This window comes from Rhizobium sp. BK008 (genome assembly GCF_014197345.1).
Taxonomy (GTDB): Bacteria; Pseudomonadota; Alphaproteobacteria; order Rhizobiales; family Rhizobiaceae; genus Rhizobium; species Rhizobium anhuiense.
In genome coordinates, this window is sequence record NZ_JACIFK010000009.1 from 281,030 (window position 1) to 306,425 (window position 25,396).

The 25,396-nt window shown below is 58.6% G+C and carries 28 protein-coding genes and 2 pseudogenes; 18 read left to right on the forward strand and 12 right to left on the reverse strand.

Going from position 1 to position 25,396, the window contains the following annotated elements; translation table 11 throughout:
* Nucleotides 1–456: 456 nt before the first annotated feature.
* Together FHT69_RS29075 and cysE are read right to left on the reverse strand one after the other, a co-directional pair.
* Entirely contained in the window at nt 457–1,368 is a 912-nt protein-coding gene (locus tag FHT69_RS29075; protein WP_183906318.1) for a protein-L-isoaspartate O-methyltransferase family protein, read from the reverse strand.
* 394 nt (nt 1,369–1,762) lie between these two features.
* On the reverse strand, nt 1,763–2,611 hold the full coding sequence (gene cysE / locus FHT69_RS29080) for a serine O-acetyltransferase (RefSeq protein WP_097543291.1): 849 nt from the start codon (nt 2,609–2,611) through the stop codon (nt 1,763–1,765).
* 49 nt (nt 2,612–2,660) lie between these two features.
* Between cysE and FHT69_RS29085 the strand changes: the two genes are divergently transcribed.
* The gene (locus FHT69_RS29085; RefSeq protein ID WP_312865627.1) at nt 2,661–4,361 is read left to right on the forward strand and encodes an FAD/NAD(P)-binding protein; all 1,701 of its coding nucleotides are present in this window, start codon (nt 2,661–2,663) and stop codon (nt 4,359–4,361) included.
* Between the two features lie 12 nt (nt 4,362–4,373).
* Here FHT69_RS29085 and FHT69_RS29090 read toward each other — a convergent pair whose 3' ends face one another.
* Entirely contained in the window at nt 4,374–4,517 is a 144-nt protein-coding gene (locus FHT69_RS29090; RefSeq protein ID WP_179867815.1) for a hypothetical protein, read from the reverse strand.
* Between the two features lie 431 nt (nt 4,518–4,948).
* On the opposite strand from FHT69_RS29090, the gene FHT69_RS29095 reads away from it, so the two are divergent.
* The 4 genes from FHT69_RS29095 (at nt 4,949) to FHT69_RS29110 (ending at nt 8,018) form a co-directional block, all read left to right on the forward strand.
* Nucleotides 4,949–5,788, forward strand: a complete 840-nt coding sequence (locus FHT69_RS29095; protein ID WP_028758973.1) for a transporter substrate-binding domain-containing protein — start codon at nt 4,949–4,951, stop codon at nt 5,786–5,788.
* Nucleotides 5,789–5,906: 118 nt separating this feature from the next.
* Entirely contained in the window at nt 5,907–6,569 is a 663-nt protein-coding gene (locus tag FHT69_RS29100) for an amino acid ABC transporter permease (protein ID WP_047613797.1), read from the forward strand.
* A gap of 6 nt (nt 6,570–6,575) precedes the next feature.
* Entirely contained in the window at nt 6,576–7,235 is a 660-nt protein-coding gene (locus tag FHT69_RS29105; protein WP_183906319.1) for an amino acid ABC transporter permease, read from the forward strand.
* A 12-nt stretch (nt 7,236–7,247) separates the two neighbouring features.
* On the forward strand, nt 7,248–8,018 hold the full coding sequence (locus FHT69_RS29110) for an amino acid ABC transporter ATP-binding protein (protein ID WP_063474013.1): 771 nt from the start codon (nt 7,248–7,250) through the stop codon (nt 8,016–8,018).
* Between the two features lie 178 nt (nt 8,019–8,196).
* Here FHT69_RS29110 and FHT69_RS29115 read toward each other — a convergent pair whose 3' ends face one another.
* Both FHT69_RS29115 and FHT69_RS34385 read right to left on the reverse strand, forming a co-directional pair.
* Complete coding sequence (locus FHT69_RS29115) at nt 8,197–8,625, reverse strand: type II toxin-antitoxin system VapC family toxin (protein ID WP_183906320.1); 429 nt, start codon at nt 8,623–8,625, stop codon at nt 8,197–8,199.
* Nucleotides 8,622–8,753, reverse strand: a pseudogene (locus tag FHT69_RS34385) (prevent-host-death protein); the annotation flags it as partial. The gene FHT69_RS29115 and the pseudogene FHT69_RS34385, both read right to left, overlap by 4 nt.
* Nucleotides 8,754–8,963: 210 nt before the next feature.
* Here FHT69_RS34385 and FHT69_RS29125 point away from each other — a divergent pair.
* The 5 genes from FHT69_RS29125 (at nt 8,964) to FHT69_RS29145 (ending at nt 12,607) form a co-directional block, all read left to right on the forward strand.
* Nucleotides 8,964–9,707: a GntR family transcriptional regulator gene (locus tag FHT69_RS29125; RefSeq protein WP_063474012.1), complete on the forward strand. Its 744-nt coding sequence runs from the start codon at nt 8,964–8,966 to the stop codon at nt 9,705–9,707.
* Between the two features lie 3 nt (nt 9,708–9,710).
* Nucleotides 9,711–10,496 (forward strand): transporter substrate-binding domain-containing protein, encoded by a 786-nt coding sequence (locus FHT69_RS29130; RefSeq protein ID WP_132574773.1) that lies wholly within the window; start codon nt 9,711–9,713, stop codon nt 10,494–10,496.
* An 80-nt stretch (nt 10,497–10,576) separates the two neighbouring features.
* A complete protein-coding gene (locus FHT69_RS29135; RefSeq protein ID WP_047616948.1) occupies nt 10,577–11,248 on the forward strand; it encodes an amino acid ABC transporter permease in 672 nt (223 codons plus the stop codon).
* Nucleotides 11,245–11,904: an amino acid ABC transporter permease gene (locus tag FHT69_RS29140; protein WP_183906321.1), complete on the forward strand. Its 660-nt coding sequence runs from the start codon at nt 11,245–11,247 to the stop codon at nt 11,902–11,904. The genes FHT69_RS29135 and FHT69_RS29140 overlap by 4 nt, the downstream gene beginning before the upstream one ends.
* A complete protein-coding gene (locus FHT69_RS29145) occupies nt 11,882–12,607 on the forward strand; it encodes an amino acid ABC transporter ATP-binding protein (protein WP_047613813.1) in 726 nt (241 codons plus the stop codon). Before FHT69_RS29140 ends, FHT69_RS29145 begins: the two co-directional genes overlap by 23 nt.
* 70 nt (nt 12,608–12,677) lie before the next feature.
* On the opposite strand, the gene FHT69_RS29150 is transcribed toward FHT69_RS29145, so the two are convergent.
* Entirely contained in the window at nt 12,678–12,851 is a 174-nt protein-coding gene (locus tag FHT69_RS29150) for a hypothetical protein (protein ID WP_244604819.1), read from the reverse strand.
* 48 nt (nt 12,852–12,899) lie between these two features.
* Here FHT69_RS29150 and FHT69_RS29155 point away from each other — a divergent pair, with 48 nt between their 5' ends.
* The 7 genes and pseudogenes from FHT69_RS29155 (at nt 12,900) to FHT69_RS29180 (ending at nt 18,166) form a co-directional block, all read left to right on the forward strand.
* Nucleotides 12,900–13,781 (forward strand): alpha/beta hydrolase, encoded by an 882-nt coding sequence (locus FHT69_RS29155; RefSeq protein WP_097543285.1) that lies wholly within the window; start codon nt 12,900–12,902, stop codon nt 13,779–13,781.
* A 127-nt stretch (nt 13,782–13,908) separates the two neighbouring features.
* Nucleotides 13,909–14,574, forward strand: coding sequence for a class I SAM-dependent methyltransferase (locus tag FHT69_RS29160; RefSeq protein WP_063474007.1), 666 nt, complete (start codon nt 13,909–13,911; stop codon nt 14,572–14,574).
* A gap of 465 nt (nt 14,575–15,039) precedes the next feature.
* Nucleotides 15,040–15,486 (forward strand): 3-hydroxyacyl-ACP dehydratase FabZ, encoded by a 447-nt coding sequence (gene fabZ / locus FHT69_RS29165; protein ID WP_174824469.1) that lies wholly within the window; start codon nt 15,040–15,042, stop codon nt 15,484–15,486.
* A pseudogene (locus FHT69_RS34600) lies at nt 15,486–15,611 on the forward strand (FAD-dependent oxidoreductase); the annotation flags it as partial. The gene fabZ and the pseudogene FHT69_RS34600, both read left to right, overlap by 1 nt.
* Nucleotides 15,612–15,809: 198 nt before the next feature.
* Nucleotides 15,810–17,078: a GMC oxidoreductase gene (locus tag FHT69_RS29170; RefSeq protein ID WP_246712971.1), complete on the forward strand. Its 1,269-nt coding sequence runs from the start codon at nt 15,810–15,812 to the stop codon at nt 17,076–17,078.
* 73 nt (nt 17,079–17,151) lie between these two features.
* Nucleotides 17,152–17,457, forward strand: a complete 306-nt coding sequence (locus tag FHT69_RS29175; protein ID WP_246780769.1) for a hypothetical protein — start codon at nt 17,152–17,154, stop codon at nt 17,455–17,457.
* The gene (locus FHT69_RS29180; protein WP_183845259.1) at nt 17,441–18,166 is read left to right on the forward strand and encodes an SDR family NAD(P)-dependent oxidoreductase; all 726 of its coding nucleotides are present in this window, start codon (nt 17,441–17,443) and stop codon (nt 18,164–18,166) included. Before FHT69_RS29175 ends, FHT69_RS29180 begins: the two co-directional genes overlap by 17 nt.
* A gap of 17 nt (nt 18,167–18,183) precedes the next feature.
* Here FHT69_RS29180 and FHT69_RS29185 read toward each other — a convergent pair whose 3' ends face one another.
* Genes FHT69_RS29185 through FHT69_RS29195 form a run of 3 tightly spaced genes read right to left on the reverse strand, consistent with a single transcriptional unit; the run spans nt 18,184 to nt 21,664 of the window.
* Nucleotides 18,184–19,437, reverse strand: coding sequence for an acyl-CoA reductase (locus tag FHT69_RS29185; protein ID WP_183845258.1), 1,254 nt, complete (start codon nt 19,435–19,437; stop codon nt 18,184–18,186).
* A complete protein-coding gene (locus FHT69_RS29190) occupies nt 19,421–20,461 on the reverse strand; it encodes a long-chain fatty acid--CoA ligase (RefSeq protein WP_183845257.1) in 1,041 nt (346 codons plus the stop codon). Before FHT69_RS29190 ends, FHT69_RS29185 begins: the two co-directional genes overlap by 17 nt.
* Nucleotides 20,462–20,467: 6 nt before the next feature.
* Complete coding sequence (locus FHT69_RS29195) at nt 20,468–21,664, reverse strand: DegT/DnrJ/EryC1/StrS family aminotransferase (RefSeq protein ID WP_183845256.1); 1,197 nt, start codon at nt 21,662–21,664, stop codon at nt 20,468–20,470.
* A 492-nt stretch (nt 21,665–22,156) separates the two neighbouring features.
* On the opposite strand from FHT69_RS29195, the gene FHT69_RS29200 reads away from it, so the two are divergent.
* Nucleotides 22,157–23,041: a glycosyltransferase family 2 protein gene (locus FHT69_RS29200; protein ID WP_028758662.1), complete on the forward strand. Its 885-nt coding sequence runs from the start codon at nt 22,157–22,159 to the stop codon at nt 23,039–23,041.
* 60 nt (nt 23,042–23,101) lie between these two features.
* Here the strand turns inward: FHT69_RS29200 and FHT69_RS29205 are convergent, their stop codons facing one another.
* The 3 genes from FHT69_RS29205 to FHT69_RS29215 are packed head-to-tail and all read right to left on the reverse strand — an operon-like array spanning nt 23,102 to nt 25,387.
* Nucleotides 23,102–24,484 (reverse strand): AMP-binding protein, encoded by a 1,383-nt coding sequence (locus FHT69_RS29205; RefSeq protein WP_183845255.1) that lies wholly within the window; start codon nt 24,482–24,484, stop codon nt 23,102–23,104.
* Nucleotides 24,485–24,724 carry a hypothetical protein gene (locus FHT69_RS29210; RefSeq protein ID WP_007637453.1) on the reverse strand — a complete coding sequence of 80 codons (240 nt, stop codon included), beginning with the start codon at nt 24,722–24,724 and terminating at the stop codon, nt 24,485–24,487. It lies immediately after the preceding gene.
* A 9-nt stretch (nt 24,725–24,733) separates the two neighbouring features.
* Entirely contained in the window at nt 24,734–25,387 is a 654-nt protein-coding gene (locus tag FHT69_RS29215) for an acyl-ACP--UDP-N- acetylglucosamine O-acyltransferase (protein ID WP_183845254.1), read from the reverse strand.
* Nucleotides 25,388–25,396: the final 9 nt, after the last annotated feature.

Consider the following 25,396-nt stretch of genomic DNA (forward strand, 5'->3'; position numbering starts at 1 on the left):
CCTCGGCGAGACCGCGCGCGCTCGGATCGGCCAGCAGCTCGTCCGTGGACGCGCCGTATCCAGATCCATACGGACCAGAGCAATCCCGCTTCGTCCTCCGCGGACACGGCCGTGGCTCGGACACCTCGGCGCACTTGGCCAATCTCAAAGGCACCGGCAGTAAAATCTCACCGGCAAGCATTCCGGCGCCAGGGCAGGGGAGACCGTGACGCGCCTGCACTCAGCTTAGGGAGGGTGAGTCAGACGTCGGCACTCCAAGCTTTGTCATCACCCATGCCGTCCTGGGCAGAGTGTTTGGGTGTGGCGATACCATTGCCGGCCAGAAGTGTGACCGGCTGATTGCGCCGCCAAAGGGCAGGGCGGCATCGAGGGCGTTTATCTCCCGGCACGGCGATGTGCTGCATCGCTCCCATTCCTCACGAAGATGGAGCGGTCGACTCGGGCGGAACGGATGTTTCAAACGTCGTCATAACAAAGCGCCCATTGGTCGCCGATATACCAGCAGCGTCCAATCCGCGGATCCGCCTTCCACAGCAGGCTTTTGACGAAATCGATACCGCCGCGCTTGAACGCGGCCGTCAGCGCTTCGATTTCGTTCTCGTCGATCGTCAACCCGCCCTCGGCGCAGACGAAATAAGCCGTGCTGATCCACCGCGCCGCAAATCCATTCGCGCCGCGCTCGATGCGAAGCGCGGCGCCGTGGGATGCGTGACGGCCGCCATTCGACGGTCGGCCCTGGCGCGGCACGCCAAGCGGCAGCACTAGGCGCCCTCCAGGCCGCAGCCCTTCGATCCAGGATGCCGCGGGACGCGCGACGGCGAAATTCACATAGATCGCATCCACCTCTTGCTGCGGCCATTGAGTGCCATCGGCGATGATGACGCTGACATTGGCTCGGTCGGCAAGCGCCGTTTGAGCGTGGTCGGCCAGATCGGCGTCCATCTCGACGGCATAGACATGACCGGCAGCACCGACCAGCTCCGCGAGGATGGCGTTATAATAGCCGGTGCCGGCACCGATATGGACGATACGATCACCGACCTTGACGTCCAGTTCGCCCAGGAGCCGGGCATGCAGTGAGGGACTGCCGTTGTTGACGCCCTTGTCGGGCTGCAGGGCGAATAACACATCCTGATAGGCCAGAACCAAATCGGAGGAGGGGAGGGGGCGATATCCGCCACCCAGATTGGCGATCTGCCATGGCGGAGCACCGAGAAATTTCTCGCGTGGCACAGCGGCAAAGGCAGCTTCGATCCGCGGGTTCGTCATCCCGGCGGTCGCCGCCACCTGATGGGCATAAGCGCGGCGGATCACCGCAAGGTCGTCGGCCGTGAACATTGCACTGGGCATGGGCAAATCTCCGGACATGGCTCCGATCTGTTCTGTTTTACGTCTTTGCGGCGCCAGATCCATCACTAGCGGTATTGGACCCCTAGCTATAGCGTGAGGGAGGCACTTCCATCCCATTCCGCAGTAGCGGAACTAATTGGCTAATTAAGTTCATTATACCGATAAATTAATTATATTTTCAGTGAACTGCAGAGATGCGGGATATTTATGCGCCGTCGCCGAACTGGCCGTAGAGACAATGCGGTTGATAGTCGCTCTGCGCTTTTATTTATCGGTCAATCCGGGGCAGGGGAGACAATGACGGCCGATGCCCTTTGGGACCTCCGCCTTCGCGATCTCCCGTCGAATCCCTTTCGGACCGCCGCGCAGTAGGGATGCTCGATCCAGGACAGCGTATATCCGCACCGCGCCCTTAGATCATATACTCCGGTTCGGACACGGTTTGGTCCATGGTGATACCCGGCAGGTTGAAGTGACGCCTGCCCACCTGCTTTGCCGGAATGCCTGCGACCGATGTGTAATCGGCAACGGCATTCACGACCACGCTGCCTGCACCCACCTTGGCGCCGATGCCAATTTCGATATTGCCGAGGATCTTGGCTCCCGCTCCGATCAGAGCGCCGCGCCGCACCTTCGGGTGCCGGTCACCGGTTTCCTTACCCGTTCCTCCCAATGTGACGTTCTGGAGGATCGATACATCGTCTTCGACGACAGCCGTCTCGCCGATGACCAGGCCGCTCCCATGATCGAGCATGATGCTCCGGCCCATCTTTGCGGCGGGATGAATGTCGACGCCGAAAACTTCGGAAATGCGGCTTTGAATATGGCGCGCCAAATGGAGGCGGTCATGGTGCCATAGCCAGTGGGCAACGCGTTGGCCCTGCAGAGCCACAAAGCCTTTGAAATACAGGAATGGCGTCAGGATTTCCGTGTTCGACGGATCACGCTCCTTGATTGCCGTCAGGTCCGCCGCGGCATCGGCGACAATATTGCGATTGCCGATGAACGCCTGGGCAATCACCGCCAGCAGCTCGTCATGGTCGAGGTCGTGGTTGGCCAGTTTGATCGCGACCCGCTGGGCCAGCGCCTGGGCGAAACTCGCATGATAAAGCACGGCGGAATTCATGGCGCGCGTGAGTGCTGCATCCTTGGCCGAAGCATTGACGGCCTCCGCGCAAAGAGCCTCCCATATGGCGGCAACCTGAGGCGAGGGGGATGGCTCGGTCGACAGATTGCTCAAGCTGACCAGTGGAACCGTCATAGCACCTTCCTTCTACAGGCGAACGTCGTGACGTCCGGCATGAGGTTAGGTGAATCCGGCCCTCGATAGATGGTCTATAATTACGTGGATCTTCGCAGCAGCTCCAAAATTCCTCTCTTTTTTCGTGAGAAACGGGAAATTATTTCCAAGTTGCCGCATCACCCGTCACCGGTGCTCCGGAAGGCTTGAAGCGAGCAGCCGCAAGAAAGCCAAGGCTCGCCAGACACCAAAGCCGGGCCGTCATCACTTGAAGTCGAATAGTGCTTGCGTTCCGGATATAAATTTCTATGGTTTTAGTAGAGAATTATGCGGCCGGTCGGTTCTGATGGATACAGAGCCGAGCGATCCAACGCAGAAGGAGCCAATGACTCTTCTCTCCTCACGTTCTTCGAATTCGGAGAGCCGAGATGCCGACCATCTCGCAAGGATTGCGATCATCGGCCGGGGCTTTACCGGGATCATGACCGCAATCGCTCTTTTCAAGAGAGTCGATCGGCCCTTCCATCTGGTGATGTTCGATCCGCGCGCGAAGATCGATATTGGCGAGGGCATCAGTCAGCCCGCATCGACGGTGCTAACCAGCCGCGTTCGCGACCTTTCCGTCGATCCCGGACTCCCGGACGATTTTCGCCGCTGGCTGGAAACGGATGACACATGGCGCGATCGACTGATCTCGGATCCTGCCGGTCTCGAACACGCCTTTGTACCCGGAGATATTTTCAGCACCTATGTGTATAAACGCTTTTCCGAAGCCCTGACGCATCGGCCTGATGTGATCGTCCAGTTTGGCTCGGATGCGGTCACGGCGATCGACAGGCATCTGGACGGGGGATATTCCGTTTGCCTTGGAAGAGAGCAACGAACCCGCTTCGATGCCGTGTTTCTCGCGACCGGTTACGGCATGCGGGACAATACAGACGTGGCGCCTGCCGGCGGAGTGCGAAGCGCCGTCGTGATCGGCGGCGGCATCCATGCGGTCGACAGGGCGCTCGGTTTGCTGGCGGATGCCAAGATTTCCCATGTCACGTTGATCTCGGAATCGGGCTTCCTGCCTCAGTCGCATGCTCCCGCCGCCGTCGGAGCTGTTGTCACCGACCAACCCATGCCGCGGACGCTGCGCGGCGCGTTCCGTTTCCTGCGTGAGGCCGCCAGCAAAGCCGATCTGGAAGGTTCGGGATGGCAAGGCATTATGAACGGCTTTCGTTCACGTGCGCGCGATCTTTGGGCGGGATTGACGCCGGAAGAGCGAGCGCGATTCAAACGCCACGTGAAGGCCATTTACGACAGCCATCGCAACCGCTTGCCGCCGGAGCACTATCAGCGCCTGCATCATGCGATCGCCAGCGGCGCGATCGCCGTCAGGAAGGGCAAAGTGAATTGCATCGCCACCAACGGCGTGCTGTTTTCAGCGCCGACCGGGCTCGAGGTCCTTCCCGCGGATCTGACGATAGACTGCCGGTTCCGGCCGTCCGGGACCGATAGCCCGCTGGTTCGATCGCTTATCGTTGCAGGCCTTGCAACGCGGGACGAACTCGAGATCGGTATCGTCGTTGACGAATGCGGGCGGACCAAGGCGAGCGCGTTGCACGGGCTGTTTGCGATGGGGCCGCTCGGCCTGGGCAGCCTTCCGGATATCGATCTGGTGCCTCAGATCGTCTTGCAGAGCCATGCGGCTGCGTCGTTGCTCAACAGCTGGATCGGCGAAACGGCCAAAGCGCGGCACGTCGCCAAGACCTTTGGCGACGCGTGAACGTTATCTGCGTCAGGCCGTTCGCGATGCCTGGATGGCTGTCGGTGACGCAAGCGGCGGCAGCTCCGGATTGGAGCGGAAATCCTCTCCGACATAATCGGTATCGATTGGCATCATAGAGCGCGTGACGATCTCGATGAACTCGGCGGCGCTCATAACATTCCTCCGGCTCGGCAGCATCTTTCCAAAATCAACGTGCCTTGCGAGCGGCAGCGGCGTGGATTCGTTGGGGAAGGGCGGGAGCCTCCGGGCCAGCTCGATCTAGCCGCGACCATATGGCGAGAAGGCGCAAGGCAGCCGGATCGCGAGGCGCCGGCTCCAAGGGCTGCATCTTCGACCTCCTTCAACCCGAAAATGAAACCCGCCAATGACCGCCAAGTCGCTGGCGGCAAGGTCATGGCGGTGAACCTCTGAAACAAGAGGGAAATGCTGCACTGCCGAAAAAATCGCCACGCGCGCCACTGCGCGTTTTTTCGGCATGCCCCATTGACAATTTCTCCTTGATGGCACTTGATAAGTCCATCCAATAAAATAGACATGTGTCCGGTATATTGGATTAGCTGGAAACATCCATTAAGGGGAACGCCATGACCATTTCCTTTCGCACCGGCGTGCTGTCGCTGATCGCTGCCGCCCTGTTGTCCACGCCTGCGCTGGCTGAAGGCAGCAAGCTCGATGAAGTGCTGGCCCGCGGCCACCTCGTCCTCGGCACGGGCAGCACCAATGCGCCCTGGCACTTCAAGAGCGCCGACGACAAGCTTCAGGGCTTCGACGTCGACATGGGCCATATCATCGCCAAGGCCCTCTTCGGCGATCCTGAAAAGATCGAGTATGTGAACCAGTCCTCAGACGCCCGCATCCCGAACATCACCACTGACAAGGTCGACATCACCTGCCAGTTCATGACCGTTACCGGCGAGCGCGCCCAGCAGGTTGCCTTCACCATTCCTTATTATCGCGAAGGCGTGGGCCTGATGCTGAAAGCGGACGGAAAATATGCCGATTACGCCGCCCTCAAGGCCGCCGGCTCCTCCGTCACCATCTCCGTCCTTCAGAACGTCTATGCCGAGGCCATGGTGCATGCGGCCTTGCCGGAGGCGACCGTCGACCAGTACGAATCCGTCGACCTGATCTACCAGGCGCTGGAGTCGGGACGTGCCGATGCAGTCGCCACCGACCAGTCGTCGCTCGCCTGGTACATGACGCAGAATCCGGGCCGCTATAAGGATGCCGGCTACGGCTGGAACCCGCAGACCTATGCCTGCGCCGTCAAGCGCGGCGATCAGGATTGGCTGAACTTCGTCAACACCGCCCTGCACGAAGCCATGACCGGCGTTGAGTTCGACTTTTACGCCAAGTCCTTCAAGACCTGGTTCGGCAAGGATCTAACGCCGCCGCAGATCGGCTTTCCCGTCGAGTTCAAGTAACATCCATGCGGAGCGGGACTTGCTCCCGCTCCGCTCGATTAAAGAGTGAGAGTGTGACGTCGCCCGAAAACTGTTCACACTTCTCGGCATCATGCTCTGATCTGAAAGGGCAGCCCGTATGGGTTACACTTTGAATTTCGCGGCCGTCTGGCGCAATTTCGATTTTCTTTTGAGCGGGCTTGCGCTCAGTCTCGGCCTCGCGGTGATCTCGATCCTGATCGGAGCCGTGATCGGTCTCGTCGTGGCCTTCGCACTGACCTCCAAGAGCCGCTTTGCGGTCGTGCCGGCCCGGGCCTATGTCACCGTCATTCGCAACCTGCCGATTCTCGTCCTGGTGCTTTTCGCCTTTTTTGCGCTGCCGCAGATGGGCCTGCGCCTCGACAAGATAAAAAGCTTCGTCCTGGTTCTATCCCTCTATTCCGGCGCCTATCTGGCCGAGGTGTTCCGCGCCGGACTGCTGTCGATTCCCAGAGGACTGACGGAAGCGGGCCTTGCCATCGGCCTGACGGGCATGCAGATCCGCAGTTCCATCATCGCGCCGCTGATGCTGCGCAACGTGCTGCCATCGCTGTCTTCGACGATCATCTCGCTCTTCAAGGACACCTCGCTCGCCGCCGCCATCGCCGTGCCGGAACTGACCTTTGCCGCCCGCAAGATCAATGTCGAGAGTTTCCGCGTCATCGAAACCTGGATGGTCACATCGGCCCTCTATGTCGCGACCTGTTTCCTCATCGCCGCCGTGATGCGTTTCGTCGAACGCCGTCTGGCCCTGCCGAGATAGACCCTGATGTCCCACACCTTTCTCGAACAACTCTGGATTGCCCGCTACGTCATCATGAACGGCATCGGCGTGACCGTGTCGATCTCGCTGCTGGCCATCCTCGCGGGCTCCGTGCTCGGCGTTTTCGTCGGCTTGGCGCTCGTCTACGGCGGCGTCATTTTGCGTCTGGTCGTGCGCGCCTATACCGATATCATCCGCGGCACGCCGGTGCTCGTGCTGGTGCTGGCGAGCTACTACGTCTCCGCCGCCGTCGGCCTCGATCTCGGGCCGTTCTCGGCAGGCGTGCTCGCCCTTGCTATCTTCTGCTCCTCCCATGTCGGCGAAATCGTCCGTGGGGCGCTTCAGGCGATCCCGAAGGGACAAACCGAAGCCGCCAAGGCGATCGGCCTGACCTTTACCCAGACCTTCACCTCGGTGCTGTGGCCGCAGGCCATGCGCCAGTGCCTGCCGGCCTGGGTGAATACGGCGGCCGAGATGGTGAAGGCCTCGACGCTGCTTTCCGTCATCGGCGTTGCGGAGCTTCTCCTGCGCACGCAGGAAATCATCTCCCGCAATTTCATGAGTCTCCAGTTCTATTTCCTGGCTGGCGGTCTCTATTTCATCATCAACTACGGCATCGAGCACTTGGGCAAATATGTCGAGCGCAAGACCGCCCTGCCGTCCTGAGGAGTTCCCCCGATGGCCAAGACCATTCTCGACATCAAGGGTCTGCGCAAGACTTACGGCATCCACGAAGTCCTCAAGGGCGTCGATTGCGCCGTGGAGGAGGGCGAAGTCATTTCCATCATCGGCTCGTCCGGCTCCGGAAAGACTACCCTGCTGCGCTGCATCAACATGCTGGAGGAATTCCAGGGCGGCACGATCAGCCTCGATGGCGAGGAGATCGGCTACCGCGCGGAAGGGACAACGCGGCGACGCAAGAGCGAGAAGGAAATCGCTCGACAGCGCGCGCTGACCGGCATGGCGTTTCAGCAGTTCAATCTCTTCCCGCATATGAGCGCCGCCGAAAACGTCATGCTCGGCCTGGTCAAGGTCAAGAAAATGACGAAGCCGGACGCTCGCGCCATCGCGGAGAAATGGCTCGATCGTGTCGGCCTTGCCGCCCGCGCGAACCATTATCCCGGACAGCTTTCCGGCGGCCAGCAGCAGCGTGTCGCGATCGCCCGCGCCATCGCCATGTCGCCCAGGCTGATGCTGTTCGATGAGGTGACCTCGGCACTCGATCCGGAACTGGTGGGCGAAGTGCTGCAGGTCATCAAGGGGCTTGCCGCCGACGGCATGACCATGCTGCTCGTCACCCATGAGATGCGCTTTGCCTATGACGTTTCGTCACGCGTCATCTTCATGAACCAGGGCGTCATCTGCGAGGAAGGCAATCCGAAGGAGATGTTCGTGCATCCGAAGACCGAACGGCTGGCGGAATTCCTCAAGACCTCGAGTTTCAACTAGAGCAATATTCAGCAAAAGTGCGTAGCGGTTTTGCGTTCGGAATTGCGTGAAAACAAAGAGATAGAGCATTTCCACGGAAATGCTCTAATGCATGTCGCCCAAAAGTGCGCAGCGGTTTGGGACAACGATTTGCATAAACAAAACTTAAAGATCCCGCGGCGCTCCGCTTTGCGGATCGTCACGGGCGCTCGGTCCAAGGATCGACAAGTTCGATCCCAAAGCCCTCGAAATCCTTTATATTGCGGATGGCGAGGGTGAGATCGTGAGCAATCGCAGTGGCGGCAATCAGGCCGTCCATTGACGACAAGCCGCGTCCGCTTCGCTTTGCGAACCCCATCAAGTCGCCACAGGCTATCGCAACCGGCTCGTCCACAGGGATGACGCGCTGCTCGAAGCGCTGCGGCAGGTCTTGGGTAAGCCATTCGGCCAGCGCGTCGCGCTTCCGGCCGCTTGCCATCAGTGCACCGCCACGCCGGATCTCCGCGATCGACACGACGCTGATGAACGAGCGATCCTCGTCGAGGCTGTCCAGCCATTGTAAGGCATGTGTATCGGGACGCGGCCTTGTCACCTCGGAAAGCACATTCGTGGCCGGCAGAAGTCTCACAGCTGGAGATCCCGCGGTTCGTCGCGCTGCCGTTCGGGATCCAGATCGGCGCCACGCAAAGGCGATTGCATCAGAAACTCTGCAAGGGTTCCCTTGCGCGCGGTCTTCCGCTGCCATTCCTCGGCCGAACCGGTCTTGCCGCAAGCAGCTTTTCGAGAGGAAGGGGCTTTGTGGGCTTTGGGCGGCCGGCGCCGATCCGGATTGACAACGAGTTGCCGGCACTCGCTCAATTTACGTTCAGTCTGCATTCCCAGGGTGCAAATTCCAGGCGCCGAATCCGAGATATCCTGGAAATCCTGAACGCAGAATTTTGGCACGCGCTTTGCTTTCTGTCTTGTATGCAAGATAGCCAGACATCCGAGACCACGCAGAAGACCATCGAGGAAACGATCGTTTCCGGGATTCTGTCAGCCAAGATCCGGCCCGGTACGCGGCTCAGCGAAAACCAGCTGGCAACCCTTTTCGGTGTGTCCCGCACCCGCGTTCGCGAAGCCATGATGCGCCTGGAAACACGCGGCATCGTACATGTCAGTCCGAGACGGGGCTGGTTCGTCGTCGAGCCGTCTGCCGAAGAGGCGATCGCGGTCTATGAGGCGCGGCGCGTCATCGAGGCCGGATTGCTGCGCAGCATGCGCGTGCTGACAGACGAGGGACATAAAGCTCTCGACGCGCATTTGAACGAGGAAAAAAGCGCCATGGCTGCCGGCGACCGCCAGCGCCTGACCTATTTGATGGGCGATTTTCACATCCGCATCGCAGAATTGAGCGGGAACGCCATCATCGTCGACATCCTGCGCGATCTCACCGCGAGGACGATCCTCATTTCGATGCTCTATCAGTCTGAATTTCATGCGACACAGTCTCACGACGGGCATTGCCGCATCTTCGAAGCGATGCAGGCGGGCGATTTCGGCAGAGCTGCGGAGCTCTCCGTCGAACATCTCGACGAAGTGGAAATGGGCCTCGACCTCACCGCGCGTCCGGATCCGCTCTCGGAACTGCGCAATTCCCTGTCCCTTCCTCCCAGAGCCGTATCCCCAACCGTCAGACCCAAAAAATCACAACTTCAAAGGAGCAATTGAAACATGCTGACAAGACGATTCTTCTTCGCAATCGCGACCCTGGCTGCAACCTTCGGCTTCGGCTCGGCGTCCTATGCCGATGCTCTCGCCGACATCACGGCGCGCGGGACGCTGCGTGTCGCCGTCCCGCAGGATTTCCCGCCCTTCGGTAGCGTCGGCACCGATATGGCGCCGATGGGCTACGATATCGATGTAGCCAATCTCATTGCCGAAAAGCTGGGCGTCAAGACCGAACTCGTGCCGGTCACCAGCGCCAACCGCGTCCCCTATCTGCAGACGAACAAAGTCGATCTGGTCATATCGAGCCTCGGCAAGAATGCGGAGCGCGAAAAGGTGATCGATTTCTCGACAGCCTATGCCCCCTTCTTCAATGGCGTGTTCGCGCCGGCCGATCTTTCGATCGCCAAGGCGGAGGATCTTGCGGGCAAGAGCATCGGCGTCACGCGCGGCGCCGTGGAGGACCTCGAACTGACGAAGATCGCGCCGGCCGATGCGACGATCAAGCGCTACGAGGACAATAACGGCACCATCTCCGCCTTCCTGTCCGGCCAGGTCGACACCATCGCCACCGGCAACGTCGTGGCCGCTGCGATCCTCGCTAAAAATCCTCCCAAGCGCCCTGAGCTGAAGTTCCTCATCAAGAATTCGCCCTGCTACATCGGCCTCAACAAGGAGCAGGCGGCGCTTCTGGAGAAGGTGAACGGCATTATCGCCGCCGCCAAAACCGATGGATCGCTCAACGCCATATCGCAGAAGTGGCTCGGCGCTGATCTCCCGTCGGATCTCTAAGGACCCGGTCTTACCAACGTCATCCCGCGCCCGCACGCGGGATGACGTGACGCTCGGTCACCGCAAGAGGGGACAATTCCTTGAGCTATCATTTCGAATTTGGCTGGCTGCTGCAATATTACCCTGAGATCATCAAGGGCATACTGGTCACCCTGGAGCTTATCGCGATCGGCGGTGTGCTCGGCATTGCCCTCGGCATCTTCTGCGCCTGGGTGCGCGCACTCGGCCCGGCCTGGCTGAAACCTGTCGTTGCGACCTATGTCGAACTGATCCGCAACACGCCCTTTCTGATCCAGCTCTTTTTCATCTTCTTCGGCCTGCCGTCGCTCGGCCTCCAGCTTCCCGAACTGACGGCCGCCAATCTCGCGATGGTCATCAACCTCGGCGCCTATAGCTGCGAAATTATCCGTGCGGGCATCCAGGCGACCCCGAAGGGCCAGTTCGAGGCAGGCGAGAGCCTCGCCATGACGCGCTTCGAAACCTTCCGCCATGTCGTTCTCGTGCCGTCACTGCAGCGCATCTGGCCGGCGCTATCGTCGCAGGTCGTCATCGTCATGCTCGGCTCATCGGTCGTGTCGCAGATCGCCGCCGAGGATCTGACCTTTGCGGCGAACTTCATACAATCACGAACCTTCCGCGCCTTCGAGGCCTACATCGTCTCGACATCAATCTATCTCGTCCTGGCAATCCTGCTCCGGCAGCTGCTGGGAGTGGTCGGCGGGTTCATTTTCCCGAGGAGGGCGGCACGATGATCGAGTTCACACTCTGGGACATCCTGCGCAACCTGCTGCTCTCCACCCGCTGGACGATCCTGCTTTCGCTCGTCTCGTTCATCGGCGGCAGCGTGGTCGGACTGGGGCTGCTGTTCCTGCGCATCAGCAAGCGCAAGGCATTCAGGGCAATCGCGAAATATTATATCGAGCTCTTCCAGGGCACGCCGCTGCTGATGCAGCTCTTCATCGCGTTTTTCGGCCTCGGCCTCTTCGGGATCGACGTGCCGGCCTGGCTTGCCGCAGGTTTGGCGCTCATCCTGTGGAGTGCTGCCTTCCTGTCCGAGATCTGGCGCGGCTGCGTCGAAGCGGTCGCCAAGGGGCAATGGGAAGCCTCTGCCAGCCTTGGCATGGGACGGCTGCAGCAGATGCGCTACGTCATCTTGCCCCAAGCGCTGAGGGTCGCCATACCGCCCACGGTCGGTTTCTCCGTTCAAATCGTCAAGGGTACGGCGCTGACCTCGATCATCGGCTTCGTCGAACTGTCGAAAGCCGGCACCGTGGTCACCAATGCCACCTTCCAGCCCTTCACCGTCTACGGGCTCGTCGCCCTCATCTATTTCGCCCTCTGCTGGCCTTTGTCGAAAAGCAGCCAGATCCTGGAAAGGAAGCTCAATGTCGCTCATCGAAATCACTGAAGTCCGCAAGAGCTATGGAACCACCGAGGTGCTGAAGGGCATCAATCTCGATGTCGAGGCTGGCGAAGTCATCGCCATTATCGGCAAGAGCGGCTCGGGAAAATCGACCCTGCTTCGCTGCATCAACGGCCTGGAGACCATCACCGACGGCTCGATCTCCGTGGCCGGCGCGCAGCTCCTCGATGACGAAGTGCATCTGAAGGCCTTGCGCCTCAAGGTCGGCATGATCTTTCAGCAGTTCAACCTCTTCCCGCACCTGACGGTCGGCGGCAACGTCATGCTGTCGCAGACCGTGGTCAAGAAAACCCCGAAGGCCGAAGCCGAAGCCACCGCCCGCAAGATGCTGGAGCGGGTGGGGCTGGGCCACAGGTTCGACGCCTATCCGGACGAGCTCTCGGGTGGCCAGCAGCAGCGCGTCGCCATCGCCCGCGCGCTCGCCATGCAGCCTGCAGCCCTTCTCTGTGACGAAATCACTTCCGCGCTCGATCCGGAACTGGTCGCCGAAGTTCTGGCCGTCGTGCGCGAGCTTGCCGCCGAGGGCATGACACTGCTGATGGTAACCCACGAGATGAAGTTCGCCCGCGACGTCTGCAACCGTGTCGTCTTCATGCATCAGGGCCGGGTCCACGAAGCAGGCCGGCCGGAGGAAGTCTTCGCCAATCCGCAGACGGCAGAGCTGAAGCAGTTCCTCGGTGTCAGTTAAGAAACGACGACATGCTCTCGCTTATGCCGGCCGGCGTCGTCGGCCGGCAGGATGAGAACGCACTGAGCCACTAGCGTAGCTCTTCATCCAGTTCCGCGTCGACGGCATCCAGAGCCGAAAAGGGCAGCATTTCTCCGCGCCGGGATTCCTCTTCCGCCCGCAACAGCGAGCATAGGGCATAGCGGCCATCTTCTTCGCGTGCCATATCTTCGCGAATAAGGGCGTCCAGATATTCACTCGGCATCGTGTACTGGCTCTTCCCGTTGGCGCGCATATCGACAAGGCGATTCTCATGACCATTCCTTCCAGCGTCTATTCAATGCCCGGAACGTGTTTTTTCGATCTGACTCCTGTCGCGGGCGGCGAGCCCTATCGCATATTCCTGTCCATTCCGGCAGAGAGACCACCAGCGGAAGGATGGCCGCTTCTCGTGTTGACCGACGGCAACGCCACTTTCCCCTTCGCGGTCGCCAGCTTGGTCACGCAGGCACCTTATCCCACGGGAACGAATGTCGGCTGGGGGGTGATCGCGGCGATCGGCTATCCGTGCGACGCGCCCTATGATCCACTCCGCCGGTCTTGGGATCTAGGGCCTCCGCCGGTCAAATCCTATCCGCCCTTCGTTGAGGGCGGTCCGCCGGTTGTCATCGGAGGGACCGGCAAGCTGCTCGATTTCATCGAGCACGAGCTTATACCGCGGATTGCAGAGATGGTGATCCTGGATCCCATGCGCCGATCGCTTTTCGGACATTCCTTCGGCGGCCTCTTTACTCTCTATGGCCTGTTCGAGCGTCCAAGTCTGTTTGCCAATTGGATTGCCGCCAGCCCAACCATCTATTGGGAGAACAGTGAAATTCTCAAGAATGAGGCGAACCGCCAAGTCATACCGGGAAAGGCATCCTTCCTGCATTTGTCCGCCGGAGAACACGAAGGCGATGAGCTGGCACCCTTCCAGTACCGGAACGAGGATGCCGCGACACGTCTGGAGAAGAGGAAGATCGAGCGGACCGTCCTCCTGGCGCGGGAGATGGCGGAGCGATTAAACGGCACCGCCGACGGATTGCGTACCGAATTCGAGCTGTATGCCGGCGAGACCCATATGTCGGTTCTTGCGGCGGCCGTCAATCGCGCGGTGAGCATTGCGTTCGCCGTCCAGGATTTGGCCGACAGATAACGCTCTCTGCAAAGGCTTCATCGGCGAAATGGCCTCCCCTCGGGAGTTGGTGGGGGCACTCCATATTGACAGAATCAGAGCAATAACACATCGAAGAAATGGTAAAAATCTGGCAGGGGACTGGGTAATGGATAGTCTAATAACGCTGATGACGGACCCTGCAGTGCGGGCACGCGTCGACAACGAATGGGATAAGCTGGAGACAGATTTTGCCGCAGCTTATGCCGCGATGCCAGTCAAGTACATGTCCCGAACAGAATTGTCCTTTCATTCCTACGTGAAGCTTTTGGGATTTCTCAGTATCGACGTGGCCTCACTCGAGGGAGACATCGTTGAGATCGGCGTCTGGAAAGGCAAGTCTCTCGCCTTTATGCAAAGGCTTTCGTCGCCTTCGACAAAACTCGTTGGAATCGATCCATTCGAATTGCCAGGACAACTTCAAGAAGTCGATTATTTTCGCAATGTTCTTTATAGAACCTGCATTTTGGTAAGAGGCTACTCGCAAAATGCCATCGAGCGCACGCTTCAGGCCACCAAACGGTTCAAGATTTTGCATATCGATGGCGGTCATGCGAGCGAGAATGTATGGGCAGATTTCCTTCTTTATGAGCGATTTGTCGTACCTGGTGGGTATATCGTCTTCGACGACTATGGCGATTTTGCCCATTCACCAGAAGTAGGACCCGCCGTAGATAGAATAGGTGCAGCGGGCCTTTTCGAAAATTATGATGTTTTGGGTCAATTGCCGGAGTACGAGAGCAGCTATGTCCTGCGAAAGCGAAAGGGCGAGTGAAATTCCCCGCTTCTCGAACGCCGGCGAGCATTCTGTCTTTACCCTCAGCCAGCTTTCGCGAGCTGCCTAAGACGCCTTAACACTTTCAATCCTCGCATCGGCCCGAAAATCGATTCCGATTTTCGGGCCGATGCGCTGGTAGGCGCACCATTGCAATCCATGACATCGACGGTTATCGCATTTTCGGTATAGCTGACGGCACTCCGGAAGCATGAGTTCGTTTGCTTTGATAAGCCGTTGTTCTCGTTCTCAATGAGAGCCACACTGGCTGGTGAAACCAGCCTATAGGCGCCTTTGCAGCGCAAGTTGGGCGGGGTTTCTGCGCAAGCCTGCGGCAGGGTTGGCTTGCTAAGTCGCAGTACGCCTTCACTTCGCGAGTCAGATCCATGAACATTGCTTATCCAGGATCGTGCTGCCGCATATGCTGAATTTAGCTGTCAGACAGGAGTAAGAACATTGGGATTCATGTTGAACGCGGAAGCGCTGAAGGATTATCAGCCAAATCGATATCCTTTCCTGATGATCGACTGCGTCACCGATGTCGAGCCAGGTAAATATGCAAAGGGCTACAAGAACCTCTCCAACAACGAGTGGTATTTTCCCATCCACTTTCCCGGCCGTCCGAACATGCCCGGCGCGCTGCAGCTTGAGGCGATGGCGCAGATGCTCACCGTCGCGATCACCACGCAGGAAGGGCTGAAGGGGATGGTCACTCATGCGCTTCAGCACACGGTGCGGTTTCGCAAGGAAGTTCTGCCGGGAGAGTGCCTGCAGATCGAAGCTTACGTGGACAGCTGGCGACGCGGCATATGTAAGGGTCACGCGACGGGCTATACCAACGGCACGATCGCTTGCGAGGCCGATATGTTGATTACGATACCGGAAATCCTAGAGCAGTTTCTTCCGAAGTAATGGACCGTTTCCACTTCATCATTGTCGGAGCCGGGGCCGCGGGAGCGGCAGCGGCCTGGCGGTTGACGTCGAAGGGATATCGGGTGCTGTGCCTTGACCGCGGCCCGCGGATGGAGCCCTCCAGTTACCCATCCACAGGCCCGGACTGGGAGATCCGAAAGAGGGCGGAGTTCAACCCAGCAATTGCAGAACGGCAGAACCGTTTCGATTACCCGGTTGATGACGCAGATTCCCCGATTGCGGTATGCAACTTCAACGCTGTTGGTGGTTCAACGGTGTTGTATTCCGGTCATTTTCCACGGTTTCTTGAGCCTGATTTCTCGTTGAAGACCAATGAGGGCCTCGGTGAGGACTGGCCGCTGAGCTATGCCGAACTGATGCCGTATTTCGCATTGAACGAACGGCAGATGGGCATGTCCGGTCTCGTCGGCGATCCCTATTATCCGCACATCGAGGAGGCGCTTCCGCCTGTGCCGCTTGGCGTGGCGGGTGCCCGGCTCGCTCGGGCGTTCAATGAAAAACGCTGGCACTGGTGGCCAAGCTTTGCCGCAATCGCCACGCGGGACAAGGGCGGGCGCAGTGCCTGTCTCAACCTTGGCCCTTGCAACACGGGCTGCCCGCAAGGGGCCAAGGCGAGTGCCGACAATACCTATCTGACGGATGCGTTGAGGCAAGGACTAACGATTGTTCCCGAATTCGCTGTGTCGCGCGTCCTTGTCAAGGACGGTGTGGCCTATGGTGTCGAGGGTTTTGATGCGAACGGCGAGCGCCATGCGTTTCACGCCGACAACATCATCCTTGCTTCAAGCGCTATCGGTACGCCGCGCATTCTCCTCAACTCGAGGAATGCCGAGCGCCCGACAGGGATCGGCAATACGATGGGTCTCGTCGGCCGCAATCTGATGATCCATCCGCTTGGTTATGTGGAAGGCATCTTTGCCGAGCGGATGGACACGGACGCCGGCCCGCAGGGGTGCATGCTTTACAGCCTGCAGTTTTACCGTTCGCAAGAGGCGGGGCATAAGCTTGGTTATATGATGCATGCATTGCGGGGGACAGGCCCTGTCGAGACGGCGATGTCTGCGCTCGGCAAACGCAAGCTGCGTTTCGGGAGCGATATCTATGGCGATTTCGATGCGCTCTACGGCAAGCAACTCCTTGTGGCGATCATCTGCGAAGATCTGCCGGAGGTGGAGAATAGGATCGAGCTGGACGAAACACGACAGGATCGTTTCGGAGATCCGGGCATCAAGGTTCACTACAAGCTGCACGAAAATACGAAAAAGATGATGGTGCGCGGCATGACCCGCGGGCGCGAACTCATGGCGGCGGCGGGAGCCGTGAGAAGCTCGGCCTATGGCCCGGTCCGCAACGCCGGATGGCATCTGCTCGGAACCGCGCGGATGGGCGACGATCCGCAGCACTCCGTCGTCGATCCATCGGGAAAAGTTCACGATACCGACAACCTCTACGTGATCGACTCCAGCGTCTTCGTCACCGGTTCCTGCGTTAATCCTGCCAATACCATTCAGGCAGTTGCCCTTCTCCTTTCGGATCGTATCGATGAACGTGTCAGACAGACCATTCTATAAACTGCTGGCAAGGATGTTTCCCGGTGAACCAGAAAGGTCGGTCCCGGCATTCGATGCAATTGCGGCCGCGCGCTTGGAAGAGCGGTTTGCCGGTCTGGCCGAGATTGATGCATTGATTCTGAAGGAGACGGAGGCCGCATGGCCGGAGGACGTCAATGTCCTGCTCAAGGCGCTGCGAAGTGGCGCACCGGATCTGGTCGATCATTTCACAGAGCAAGCGGTGGTCCTCTATTTTTCGACGCCGGCCGTCTCCAAGGCTCTCACCCGCAAACCGGTTCCGCTTTTCCCGAACCGGACCATTATGGACGATATCGACTATGATCTCCTGGAACCGGTGATCGCCAATTGCGGAGGGCTTGCAGATGCCGAACGATCCTGAACGCGTTGCGGTCGTAACAGGCGGCAGCAGAGGTATAGGTCTCGCCGTTGTTCGGAAGCTGGTCGGGGACGGTTTTTCAGTCGCTGCCTGCAGCCGCCATCCGTCTCCCGCACTTCCGACGGGGGATGAAGGCGATGTCCGCTTCTTCCAGCTCGATCTCGCCGACCCGAATTCGGTGAAGGAATGTGCGCAGGCACTTCACCGGCAATACCAGCGCATCGATGCGCTGGTGAATTGCGCTGGTGTCGCTGCCGGCGGGCTGTTTTCGATGGTTTCGATCCAGGATCTGAAACGGATATTCGACGTTAATTACTTCAACCAAATTCTGTTTTCTCAATATGTGGCGAAGAGAATGGTACGCGCGAAGGCAGGCTCCATCGTCAATATCGCATCGACCGCCGGACTGCTTTCAGACGCGGGAACGCTCGCTTATGGGGGCAGCAAAGCTGCGCTGATCCACGCCACAAAGGTGATGGCGACCGAGCTGGGGCCATTCGGGATTCGCGTCAATGCCATTGCGCCCGCGGTGGTCGAAACCGACATGGCTCTTCAGATGGACGAAAAAGCAAGAACAGCGTTGGATGAGCGTTCGGCATTGGAGGGAGTGGTCGAAGTGGCCGACGTGGCCGAACTTGTCGCCTATCTGGTGTCCGATGCATCATCAAAGATGACCGGACAGATCCTGCGGCTGGACAGGGGGCTGCATTGAATCGCGAGCTGAACCGCTCAGTTCTGGAAACTCGCTAAAGCCGTTGCGGATATTGCTGCATTCTCGCGCCCTTCCACTATTTCGACGCGCCGGGATAGAAGCGACAGAATGTCCTTGCCATCCCAGAAGGGGTTGATATCGAGCGCCTTGCCGATAGGGACGATGCGGTCGATCGCGTGATTGGCAGAACCCGACTGGAGAGCGAGGAAGAGCGCCTGCGGTTGCAGTCCGAAATAGGTCAGTGTCTGTTCCTGCGGGCGAAGAAACGCTGCGATGTCGGAAGGCGCCTGTACGTCAATTTCTGCAAACTGGCCGAAGCGCAGCCGCGTTTCCTTCGGCAAGGATTGGCCGATACACCAGATATCCGGCGAATAGCGGTTGAGCGCCAGGGTTCCCCCGGTCGTGCGTATTGCATTCATCAGGTCGAGAAACTTGTCCAGTCGTGCGACCGTATCCAGACGAAAGTCCTGGCGATGCAGCTCTTCGTCGAGATGATGCCAGAAATCGACCTTGGCTTTGGCGATCGCGGCCGGTTCCCCAAGCCAGAAGATCTGACTTGGCGAGGAGCAGGCATTCTGGTCGACCAGATAGGTGTCGTTGAAGAAATCTCGCGCCAGTTTCGTCTTCTGTTCCGTCTCAAGCGCGGAATAGGCGCTGGCGTCGATCGCGGCCGATGATGTCCGGTCCGGAAAATAAAGCTCGACGGATCGAGGCTTCTTCGGCAGCGAGCGGAATTCGGCGACGGTCGCGTCGCCTCCCCAAACTGTCAGGCCATCAACCGCTGCAACGATCTCCTTGAGCTTGGCACTTCCCCGCGCCGTCTGGATGAATACATTGCCAACTGCGATCGATCGGAATGTTTCCGACTCTGCAGCGCCGTCGAATGCCCGCAAGAAGATATCGTTCTGTGGAAACGCCTTGCTCGGCATGCGCACAATGTTCGAATTGCCGGACAGCATGCCGAAGACCAACGAGAAGGCGAAATTGACGGGAATATTGGATGGCGCGATATGGGCCACAGTACCCCATCCACTGCGATATTCTGCATCTCGATATTGCTGCGAGAGTGTCCGCAGATTCGCCTTGCGGCAGAAATAGGCGAAGGTAACGAGGTCCGGATAATGCCGGGCATCGTTGTCCTTCATCAGACGACGGGAAAGCTCATGCAGAAAATCGACAACCCGCTCATCGAAGAAAGCGTGGCGTGACGAAAGATCGAATTGCTTCAGCCAGTCGCCCGCTTCGAACCTGTCGTCACGAATTATAGGCATCGCTGCATCCTCGAATTTCCGCCTTCTGCAGTCGGCCGTTGATTTTGACGATCGTGTTTCGATTGCCGCAGGAGCAGGATGCGCCGTCGAGCGTGAAGCCGACATCCTCAGTCAGCAACGAGTGGCCCGGATAGCTCTTCTGGATGGAGGAGAAGACCTGGATAAGGCCTTCCCGGCCGTGCGGGAGCGCATCGAGCGACGAAGTATCGCGAATGAGGGCATCGGAGCCGGGTGCGGCATGCATATTGCCGTGTTCGCACTCCATGAAGATCGTACCCGTTTGCTCGACCATGCCGTAATAATTCCGTATGTCGCTACAGCCGGTCCATTCGCGGACCTCGTCCTTGAACATCGCATCCGAGATCTTCTGATCGGCGAGTTTCTTCCATCCGCCGCCGTGCAGCAGGAAACTGTTTGACAGGTTGAGCCGCACATTCTGGCGGCGCAGCATCTGAACAAAGTTCAACCAGACGATAGAAGTGAAACCGAAGATGAAGATGCGGTTGTCGCGATTGCTTTCGGCGAAGGCCTGCACGCGATCGAGGTCGACGGAAAGTTCGTCGTCGAGCGCGAAATCGCGTCCTCTTGAGAACATGCTGAAACCATTGATCGCTGCCGTGCGCGCGGAAAATTTCCGACGATCGGCAACAGTGTTCTCCGCATCGATGACAAGCATCGGGAAGCGGCTTTTCGAGAAGGCGATCGAGAAGACCTCGACGAGCTTGCGCGATTGTGCCTGTGACGTTTCCTTGTCGAGATAGATCCTGGAAACCTGTCCGGTCGTGCCGGACGAGGTCATGATTTTGACGACCTCACTATCGGGGACGCTTTTGAGGTCGAAGTTCTTGAAGGCCCGGACTGGCAGATAGGGTGTTTCGGCGAGCGACGTCGCCGCGCGGTCGCCGAACATCGTGTGCACATAATGACCGTAAAGATCGCAATAAGCCTTGTGGTGCTCGGTCAACAAATTGATTTCGTTCAGGAACACAACAGGATCATTGGCGAGTTGGTCGTCGATAGCCATGGCGTTTCAGCCTCTTCGTCCCATGGCTGCCGTAGCAAGGCCGACCGTGGGCAGCGACGCCGAGTGATATTCCTCGTAGGTGGCGATCATGACGTTGAATATCCGTGCCAGATCGCTGGCGGTCAGCGCGCCGAAGAACGGCAGGCAAAGGACCTCCTTCGCCGCCTGAGTCGCTACCGGCAGGTTGGAAGCCTGCGCGGAAGGCTGGTTCTTATAGTGCGGGGCATCGCTGCAAAGCGGGTAGAAATATTTGCGCGCGAGCACGTTCTTTTCGCGGAATCTGCTGTAGAGGATGTCGCGTGTGAAGCCGGATTGATCGGGATCGATGCGTACCGGCAGATATTGATAGCTCGGCGTGACACCGGCCTGTGGCTCGAGGATGGTGACGCCGCGCATGGCGGAGATCAACGTGCGGTATTGCTCGAGCAATGACCGGCGACGTTCCCATTCATCCTTCACCATGTCGAGTACGGCAAGGCCGACGCCCGCTTGCAGCTCGTTCATTTTGCCGTTGAGGCCGGCGAGCAGGATTGTTTCTTCGTTGGCAATGCCAAAATTCCGCTGAAGGTAGATCGTGCGCTGAAGTTCCGCATGCGGTGAAATCAGCGCACCGCCTTCGACGGTATGAAAAAGCTTCGTTGCGTGAAAGCTGTGCATCGTGATGTCGCCGAAGAGGCTGATCGGCTTCCCGTCGACACGCGTGGCAAAGGCGTGAGCAGCGTCGTAGATGACTTTGATGCCGTGCTTTGCCGCGAGCGCATCAATGGCCTTCACGTCGCATGCAATGCCGTAGACATGAACGCCGAGGATGGCGCAGGTGCGGTCCGTGATAAGGCTTTCGATCCGAACCGGGTCGATGGTCAGCGTGACGGGATCGATATCGCAAAATACCGGCGTCAGTCCGCAGGCATCGATGACGTGTACACTCGCCGGAAAGGTGAAGGGCGTGACGATGACCTCGCCGCCGGCAGGCAGGTCGAGGCTTTTCAGCGCGATCTGCAGGGCGACGGTGCCGTTATTGAACAGGCTAACGAAGGGAACGTCGAGAAAGTGGGCAAGCCGTGATTCCAGTTCACGGTGCTGAGCACCCATGTTGGTCAGCCAGGCGGTAGCCCAGATGTCGGCGAGGGTACGGTTGACCGTTGCGAGATCGGGAAGGAGCGGCTTCGTTACTGGAACAATGGGTAGTTCGTTCGCCGTCATTTCACTGCTCCATATCACGATATATGCCACAAGGCGGAAACCGGGCCTTGATTGTCTCCGCAGACTAGGGGGGTTAGCTTTCTCGTGGCTTGCGCGCGGGATGCCGGACGGTCAGCAAGAGGGCAAAAGACTCGCACAAGGTTAAATTGGAAAAATCGGCGGCGAGATGGTTTGAGATGGGCCGTTTCCGCGCAGAAACCGCTTCCGAAAGTGCAGTCCGCCTGATGATCTCACACGCTTCGAGTGGTCGCCGTATCGTCGTCAATGAGGCGCCCGTGGAACATGCCGCAGCGAGCTGCTCTTCGACAACAAGCGTTTTGAGCAGACAACGACTGCCGGAAATCAGGGCACTGGCCGTGCCGCCCCATCGACAGTCGCCAGGCATCGACTTCATCCGACATTGAATCTCGTGCTGGGGAACTGCGCGCGCCGCGCCAGCGTCATGCCACTTCCAACCACTCACGGGTGAGACAACCGCAAAAAGGACCAGCAATGCCCCGAGTATCGATCTGCATCCCCGCCTACAAGCCGGATTTCTTTGAGCAAGCCTTGAAGAGTGCCATCGGGCAAAGCTATGGCGATACGGAGATTATCGTTTCAGACGATTGCCCAACGGATGCAATCGCAAATATCTGCGAGCGATATCAGCAGCATCTCTCCTATAGCCGAAATCCGAAGCCGAGCGAGTTTTCCAATGTCATCCGGCTGGCCAATCTTGCGAACGGCGAATACATCAAGTTTCTGTTCGATGATGACATTATCAACCCATTCTGCGTTCAGTTCCTGCTCGAGACACTGGAGGAGAGCCGCCATCTCGGCACGAGGCTCGCCTTTTCGCCGCGTTACCTGATCGATGGGAAAAACCGCATCACGTCGCTGGTCAATCACTTCGGCATCGCCGACCAGGCAAAGGTCATCGACGGCGGCGCCTTCATCCGTGTGACAGCTGTCAATCACATGAACCTGATTGGCGAGTTCTCGAGCGTGATGTTCCGAAAGGAAGATTGCTTCGACGAGAACGGCGCATTCCGCCTGTTTCGCGTCGATGAGGATGGGATCTTCCGCGGCATCCTTGATCTATCGGCATGGATCGATCTCGCCAAACGCGGCCCGATCATCGGACATCCGCATCCGCTTTCCTATTTCCGCCAGCATGCCAATTCGACCTCAAATCACGAGATCAATCCGCTCTTCATCAACGGCATTCTTTACTATGAGGAAGTAATGAAGATGGCCTTCGAAAAGGGCTATATGACAAGAGAGGATCTGCCGGCCTCCATGCGCCGTCTGCTCGAGCACTACGGCTACTGGCAGAACGCTTATCCGCAGTTGAGGGCCCGGATCGTCGACTTGCAGGCCATGCTGGCGAAGCTCTGATATTGCCGATAGGCTGCTGCAGGACAGATGCGGCTCTGCCGCCTTTGATTTCGCAGAGGTCTACAGGAAACGCTCGGACAGCGTAACGTAGTCCGGCTTTCCGGCGGAGGTGAGCGGTAGGGTTTCGGAGACAACCACCCTTGCAACAGACGGGTGGAAATTGAAGTTATCCTTCAATGCCGTCTGCGCTCGCTCCGCGTCCGGCTCCCTGATGCAGACCATCAGGCGGTTTTCGGCACCGATGACGATGCAATCAAGCCCGCCGGACTTCAGCACGGACTCCGCATGATCGAGATTGACTGAAATTCCGTGCAGTTTGATGAAGCGCTTCTTACGGCCCACGATTGTGATGAACCCGTCCTCATCGATTTTGGCATAGTCTCCGGTATAAAGTTTACCGTGGAATTCGTCGCCCTTTTCAAGGTCTTGAGCGGAGGTCGCATACCCCATCGACACGTTCTGGCCGACATAGAGCAGCTCACCTTCACCGATCGGCTCGCCCGTTTCCGCGATCAAAGCTCGACCGCCGGGCAGCGGAATGCCGACGCTTCCCAGCTTCTCGATCGCCTGGCCGGGGGGGACATAGGAAATGCGCGGGGCAGCCTCGGTCTGGCCATACATGGTGAAATAGCGCACGCCATGATCGGCGAAATACTGCCAGAAATGGCGAGTCAGTTCCGGTGCCAGGCGCCCGCCGGCCTGCGTCACGCAGACGAGATTGCCAAGGCAGGCCTCGCTCAGGCGAATGCGCCGCAATGTTTCGAATGTGAAGGGCACGCCGGCAAGGTCGGTAACTCTCTCCTCTTCGATCATTTGCCAAATGCTCCTGTCGAGGATGGACTTATCAGTCAACACCATGCAGGCGCGCGCAAATATCGTATTGTGGAGAACGGAAAGCCCGTAGGAGTAATGAAATGGCAGAAGGCTGACCGTAATGCGTTCTCCGGTCATGCCGAGATATTCGACGATCGAACGCGTGCAGGCATCGATATTGTTGGCCGTCAGTCGCACGCATTTAGGGTCGCCTGTCGAACCCGAGGTGGGAATGAGCAAGGCAAGATCTTGATGCAGCGTCGTGTTTACGACCGACGACCGCTCGAACAGAGCCTTTGTGCCCAATCGCCCGTTTGGCGCATAGTCTTCCAGCGCCATCTCTGCGGGAGCGACGATGTAACGGGGGGTATAGGCTCCCACGGTGCGTTCCAGCGAGTGACGGGTCAGTTCACCGTCGACCAACATGGGCACGAGGCCTTTCCGCAAGGCTCCCAGATAGGCCGCAACGGTTTCGGGCGACCGATCGCACAGAATCAGTACGATCGCCCTGTCGGCCTTGGAGAATAGCGCATCTCCGAATCCGAAAACGTCGTTGTAGCTGTAGCGGCGTCCATCGGCGATCAGGAACGTCCTGTCATCGGCGCCATCCGAGAGGCTTTGCCAGAACATTCAGAACGACACGCCGTATTTCTCGAGCGTCTTCAGGCCGGTCTTGTACGAGCCGAAATCGACCACGTCGTCCATATCAAGCATGATGTCGAACGTATCCTCAAGAGATGCGATAAGCGCCATGTGACCGACCGAGTCCCAAGCGCGGATGCTCTGATACTGGAGGCCGTCGCTCAAATCCTCGGCGCCAATACCGAACGTTTCGATGAAAGCGGCATCGTATTTTTCTTTGTTGCTCATGTCTTGCTCCTACTTGAACACTTTTTTGTCTTCGTTCCTGCGAACGACGCGCGCGGGATTGCCCAGCGCAATGACTTCATCCGGAATGTCGATATGCACGACCGAGCCCATGCCGACAATTGACGAGTGTCCGATTTGCACGCGTTCCTTGACGAGTGCGCCCATGCCCAGATAACTCAACGTCCCGACTTGCGTGCCGCCGCCCAGATTGACCATGGATGAGACGACGCAGTTTTCTCCTACCACAATGTCGTGGCCAAGGATCGAAGCTGTATTGACGGCAACGTTTCGACCGATCTTTGCCGTCGCCTGGATGGAGACATGCGGCGCGACGATCACGCCGTCGGCAATCTCCGCATACTCGGAAATGAAGGCATCGGGGGAGAAGATCGATTGAAGCACAAGGCCCAACCCTTCCACCTTCTCGAGAAGAGCTTTCCGGGCAAAAGGTTCACCGACTGCGATCGTTACTTTGGCGCCGGGAACGTGATCCCCCACGGCGACGACCGGAAACCCAAGCACCTCAGTCGCCGTCGGATGATCAACGATGAATGCACAATGATGCGGTTTCTGCAGGCCTCGGCGGATTGCCGATTGCAGTATGTCCATGGTTTCAATGCCGAGGCCGCCCGCCCCGTAGATGTACCAATGATCCAGACTCATGCTTCGATT

Coding starts and splice junctions, on each gene's coding strand:
- cysE (WP_097543291.1), bottom strand. CDS start 2,611: ATGACGGTTCCACTGGTCAGCTTGAGCAATCTGTCGACCGAGCCATCC.
- FHT69_RS29125 (WP_063474012.1), top strand. CDS start 8,964: ATGCAAGATAGCCAGACATCCGAGACCACGCAGAAGACCATCGAGGAA.
- FHT69_RS29105 (WP_183906319.1), top strand. CDS start 6,576: ATGTCCCACACCTTTCTCGAACAACTCTGGATTGCCCGCTACGTCATC.
- FHT69_RS29185 (WP_183845258.1), bottom strand. CDS start 19,437: ATGCCTATAATTCGTGACGACAGGTTCGAAGCGGGCGACTGGCTGAAG.
- FHT69_RS29145 (WP_047613813.1), top strand. CDS start 11,882: ATGTCGCTCATCGAAATCACTGAAGTCCGCAAGAGCTATGGAACCACC.
- FHT69_RS29075 (WP_183906318.1), bottom strand. CDS start 1,368: ATGTCCGGAGATTTGCCCATGCCCAGTGCAATGTTCACGGCCGACGAC.
- FHT69_RS29150 (WP_244604819.1), bottom strand. CDS start 12,851: ATGCCGAGTGAATATCTGGACGCCCTTATTCGCGAAGATATGGCACGC.
- FHT69_RS29215 (WP_183845254.1), bottom strand. CDS start 25,387: ATGAGTCTGGATCATTGGTACATCTACGGGGCGGGCGGCCTCGGCATT.
- FHT69_RS29140 (WP_183906321.1), top strand. CDS start 11,245: ATGATCGAGTTCACACTCTGGGACATCCTGCGCAACCTGCTGCTCTCC.
- fabZ (WP_174824469.1), top strand. CDS start 15,040: ATGTTGAACGCGGAAGCGCTGAAGGATTATCAGCCAAATCGATATCCT.
- FHT69_RS29095 (WP_028758973.1), top strand. CDS start 4,949: ATGACCATTTCCTTTCGCACCGGCGTGCTGTCGCTGATCGCTGCCGCC.
- FHT69_RS29155 (WP_097543285.1), top strand. CDS start 12,900: ATGACCATTCCTTCCAGCGTCTATTCAATGCCCGGAACGTGTTTTTTC.
- FHT69_RS29195 (WP_183845256.1), bottom strand. CDS start 21,664: ATGACGGCGAACGAACTACCCATTGTTCCAGTAACGAAGCCGCTCCTT.
- FHT69_RS29210 (WP_007637453.1), bottom strand. CDS start 24,724: ATGAGCAACAAAGAAAAATACGATGCCGCTTTCATCGAAACGTTCGGT.
- FHT69_RS29090 (WP_179867815.1), bottom strand. CDS start 4,517: ATGAGCGCCGCCGAGTTCATCGAGATCGTCACGCGCTCTATGATGCCA.
- FHT69_RS29205 (WP_183845255.1), bottom strand. CDS start 24,484: ATGTTCTGGCAAAGCCTCTCGGATGGCGCCGATGACAGGACGTTCCTG.
- FHT69_RS29160 (WP_063474007.1), top strand. CDS start 13,909: ATGGATAGTCTAATAACGCTGATGACGGACCCTGCAGTGCGGGCACGC.
- FHT69_RS29190 (WP_183845257.1), bottom strand. CDS start 20,461: ATGGCTATCGACGACCAACTCGCCAATGATCCTGTTGTGTTCCTGAAC.
- FHT69_RS29200 (WP_028758662.1), top strand. CDS start 22,157: ATGCCCCGAGTATCGATCTGCATCCCCGCCTACAAGCCGGATTTCTTT.
- FHT69_RS29130 (WP_132574773.1), top strand. CDS start 9,711: ATGCTGACAAGACGATTCTTCTTCGCAATCGCGACCCTGGCTGCAACC.
- FHT69_RS29100 (WP_047613797.1), top strand. CDS start 5,907: ATGGGTTACACTTTGAATTTCGCGGCCGTCTGGCGCAATTTCGATTTT.
- FHT69_RS29110 (WP_063474013.1), top strand. CDS start 7,248: ATGGCCAAGACCATTCTCGACATCAAGGGTCTGCGCAAGACTTACGGC.
- FHT69_RS29180 (WP_183845259.1), top strand. CDS start 17,441: ATGCCGAACGATCCTGAACGCGTTGCGGTCGTAACAGGCGGCAGCAGA.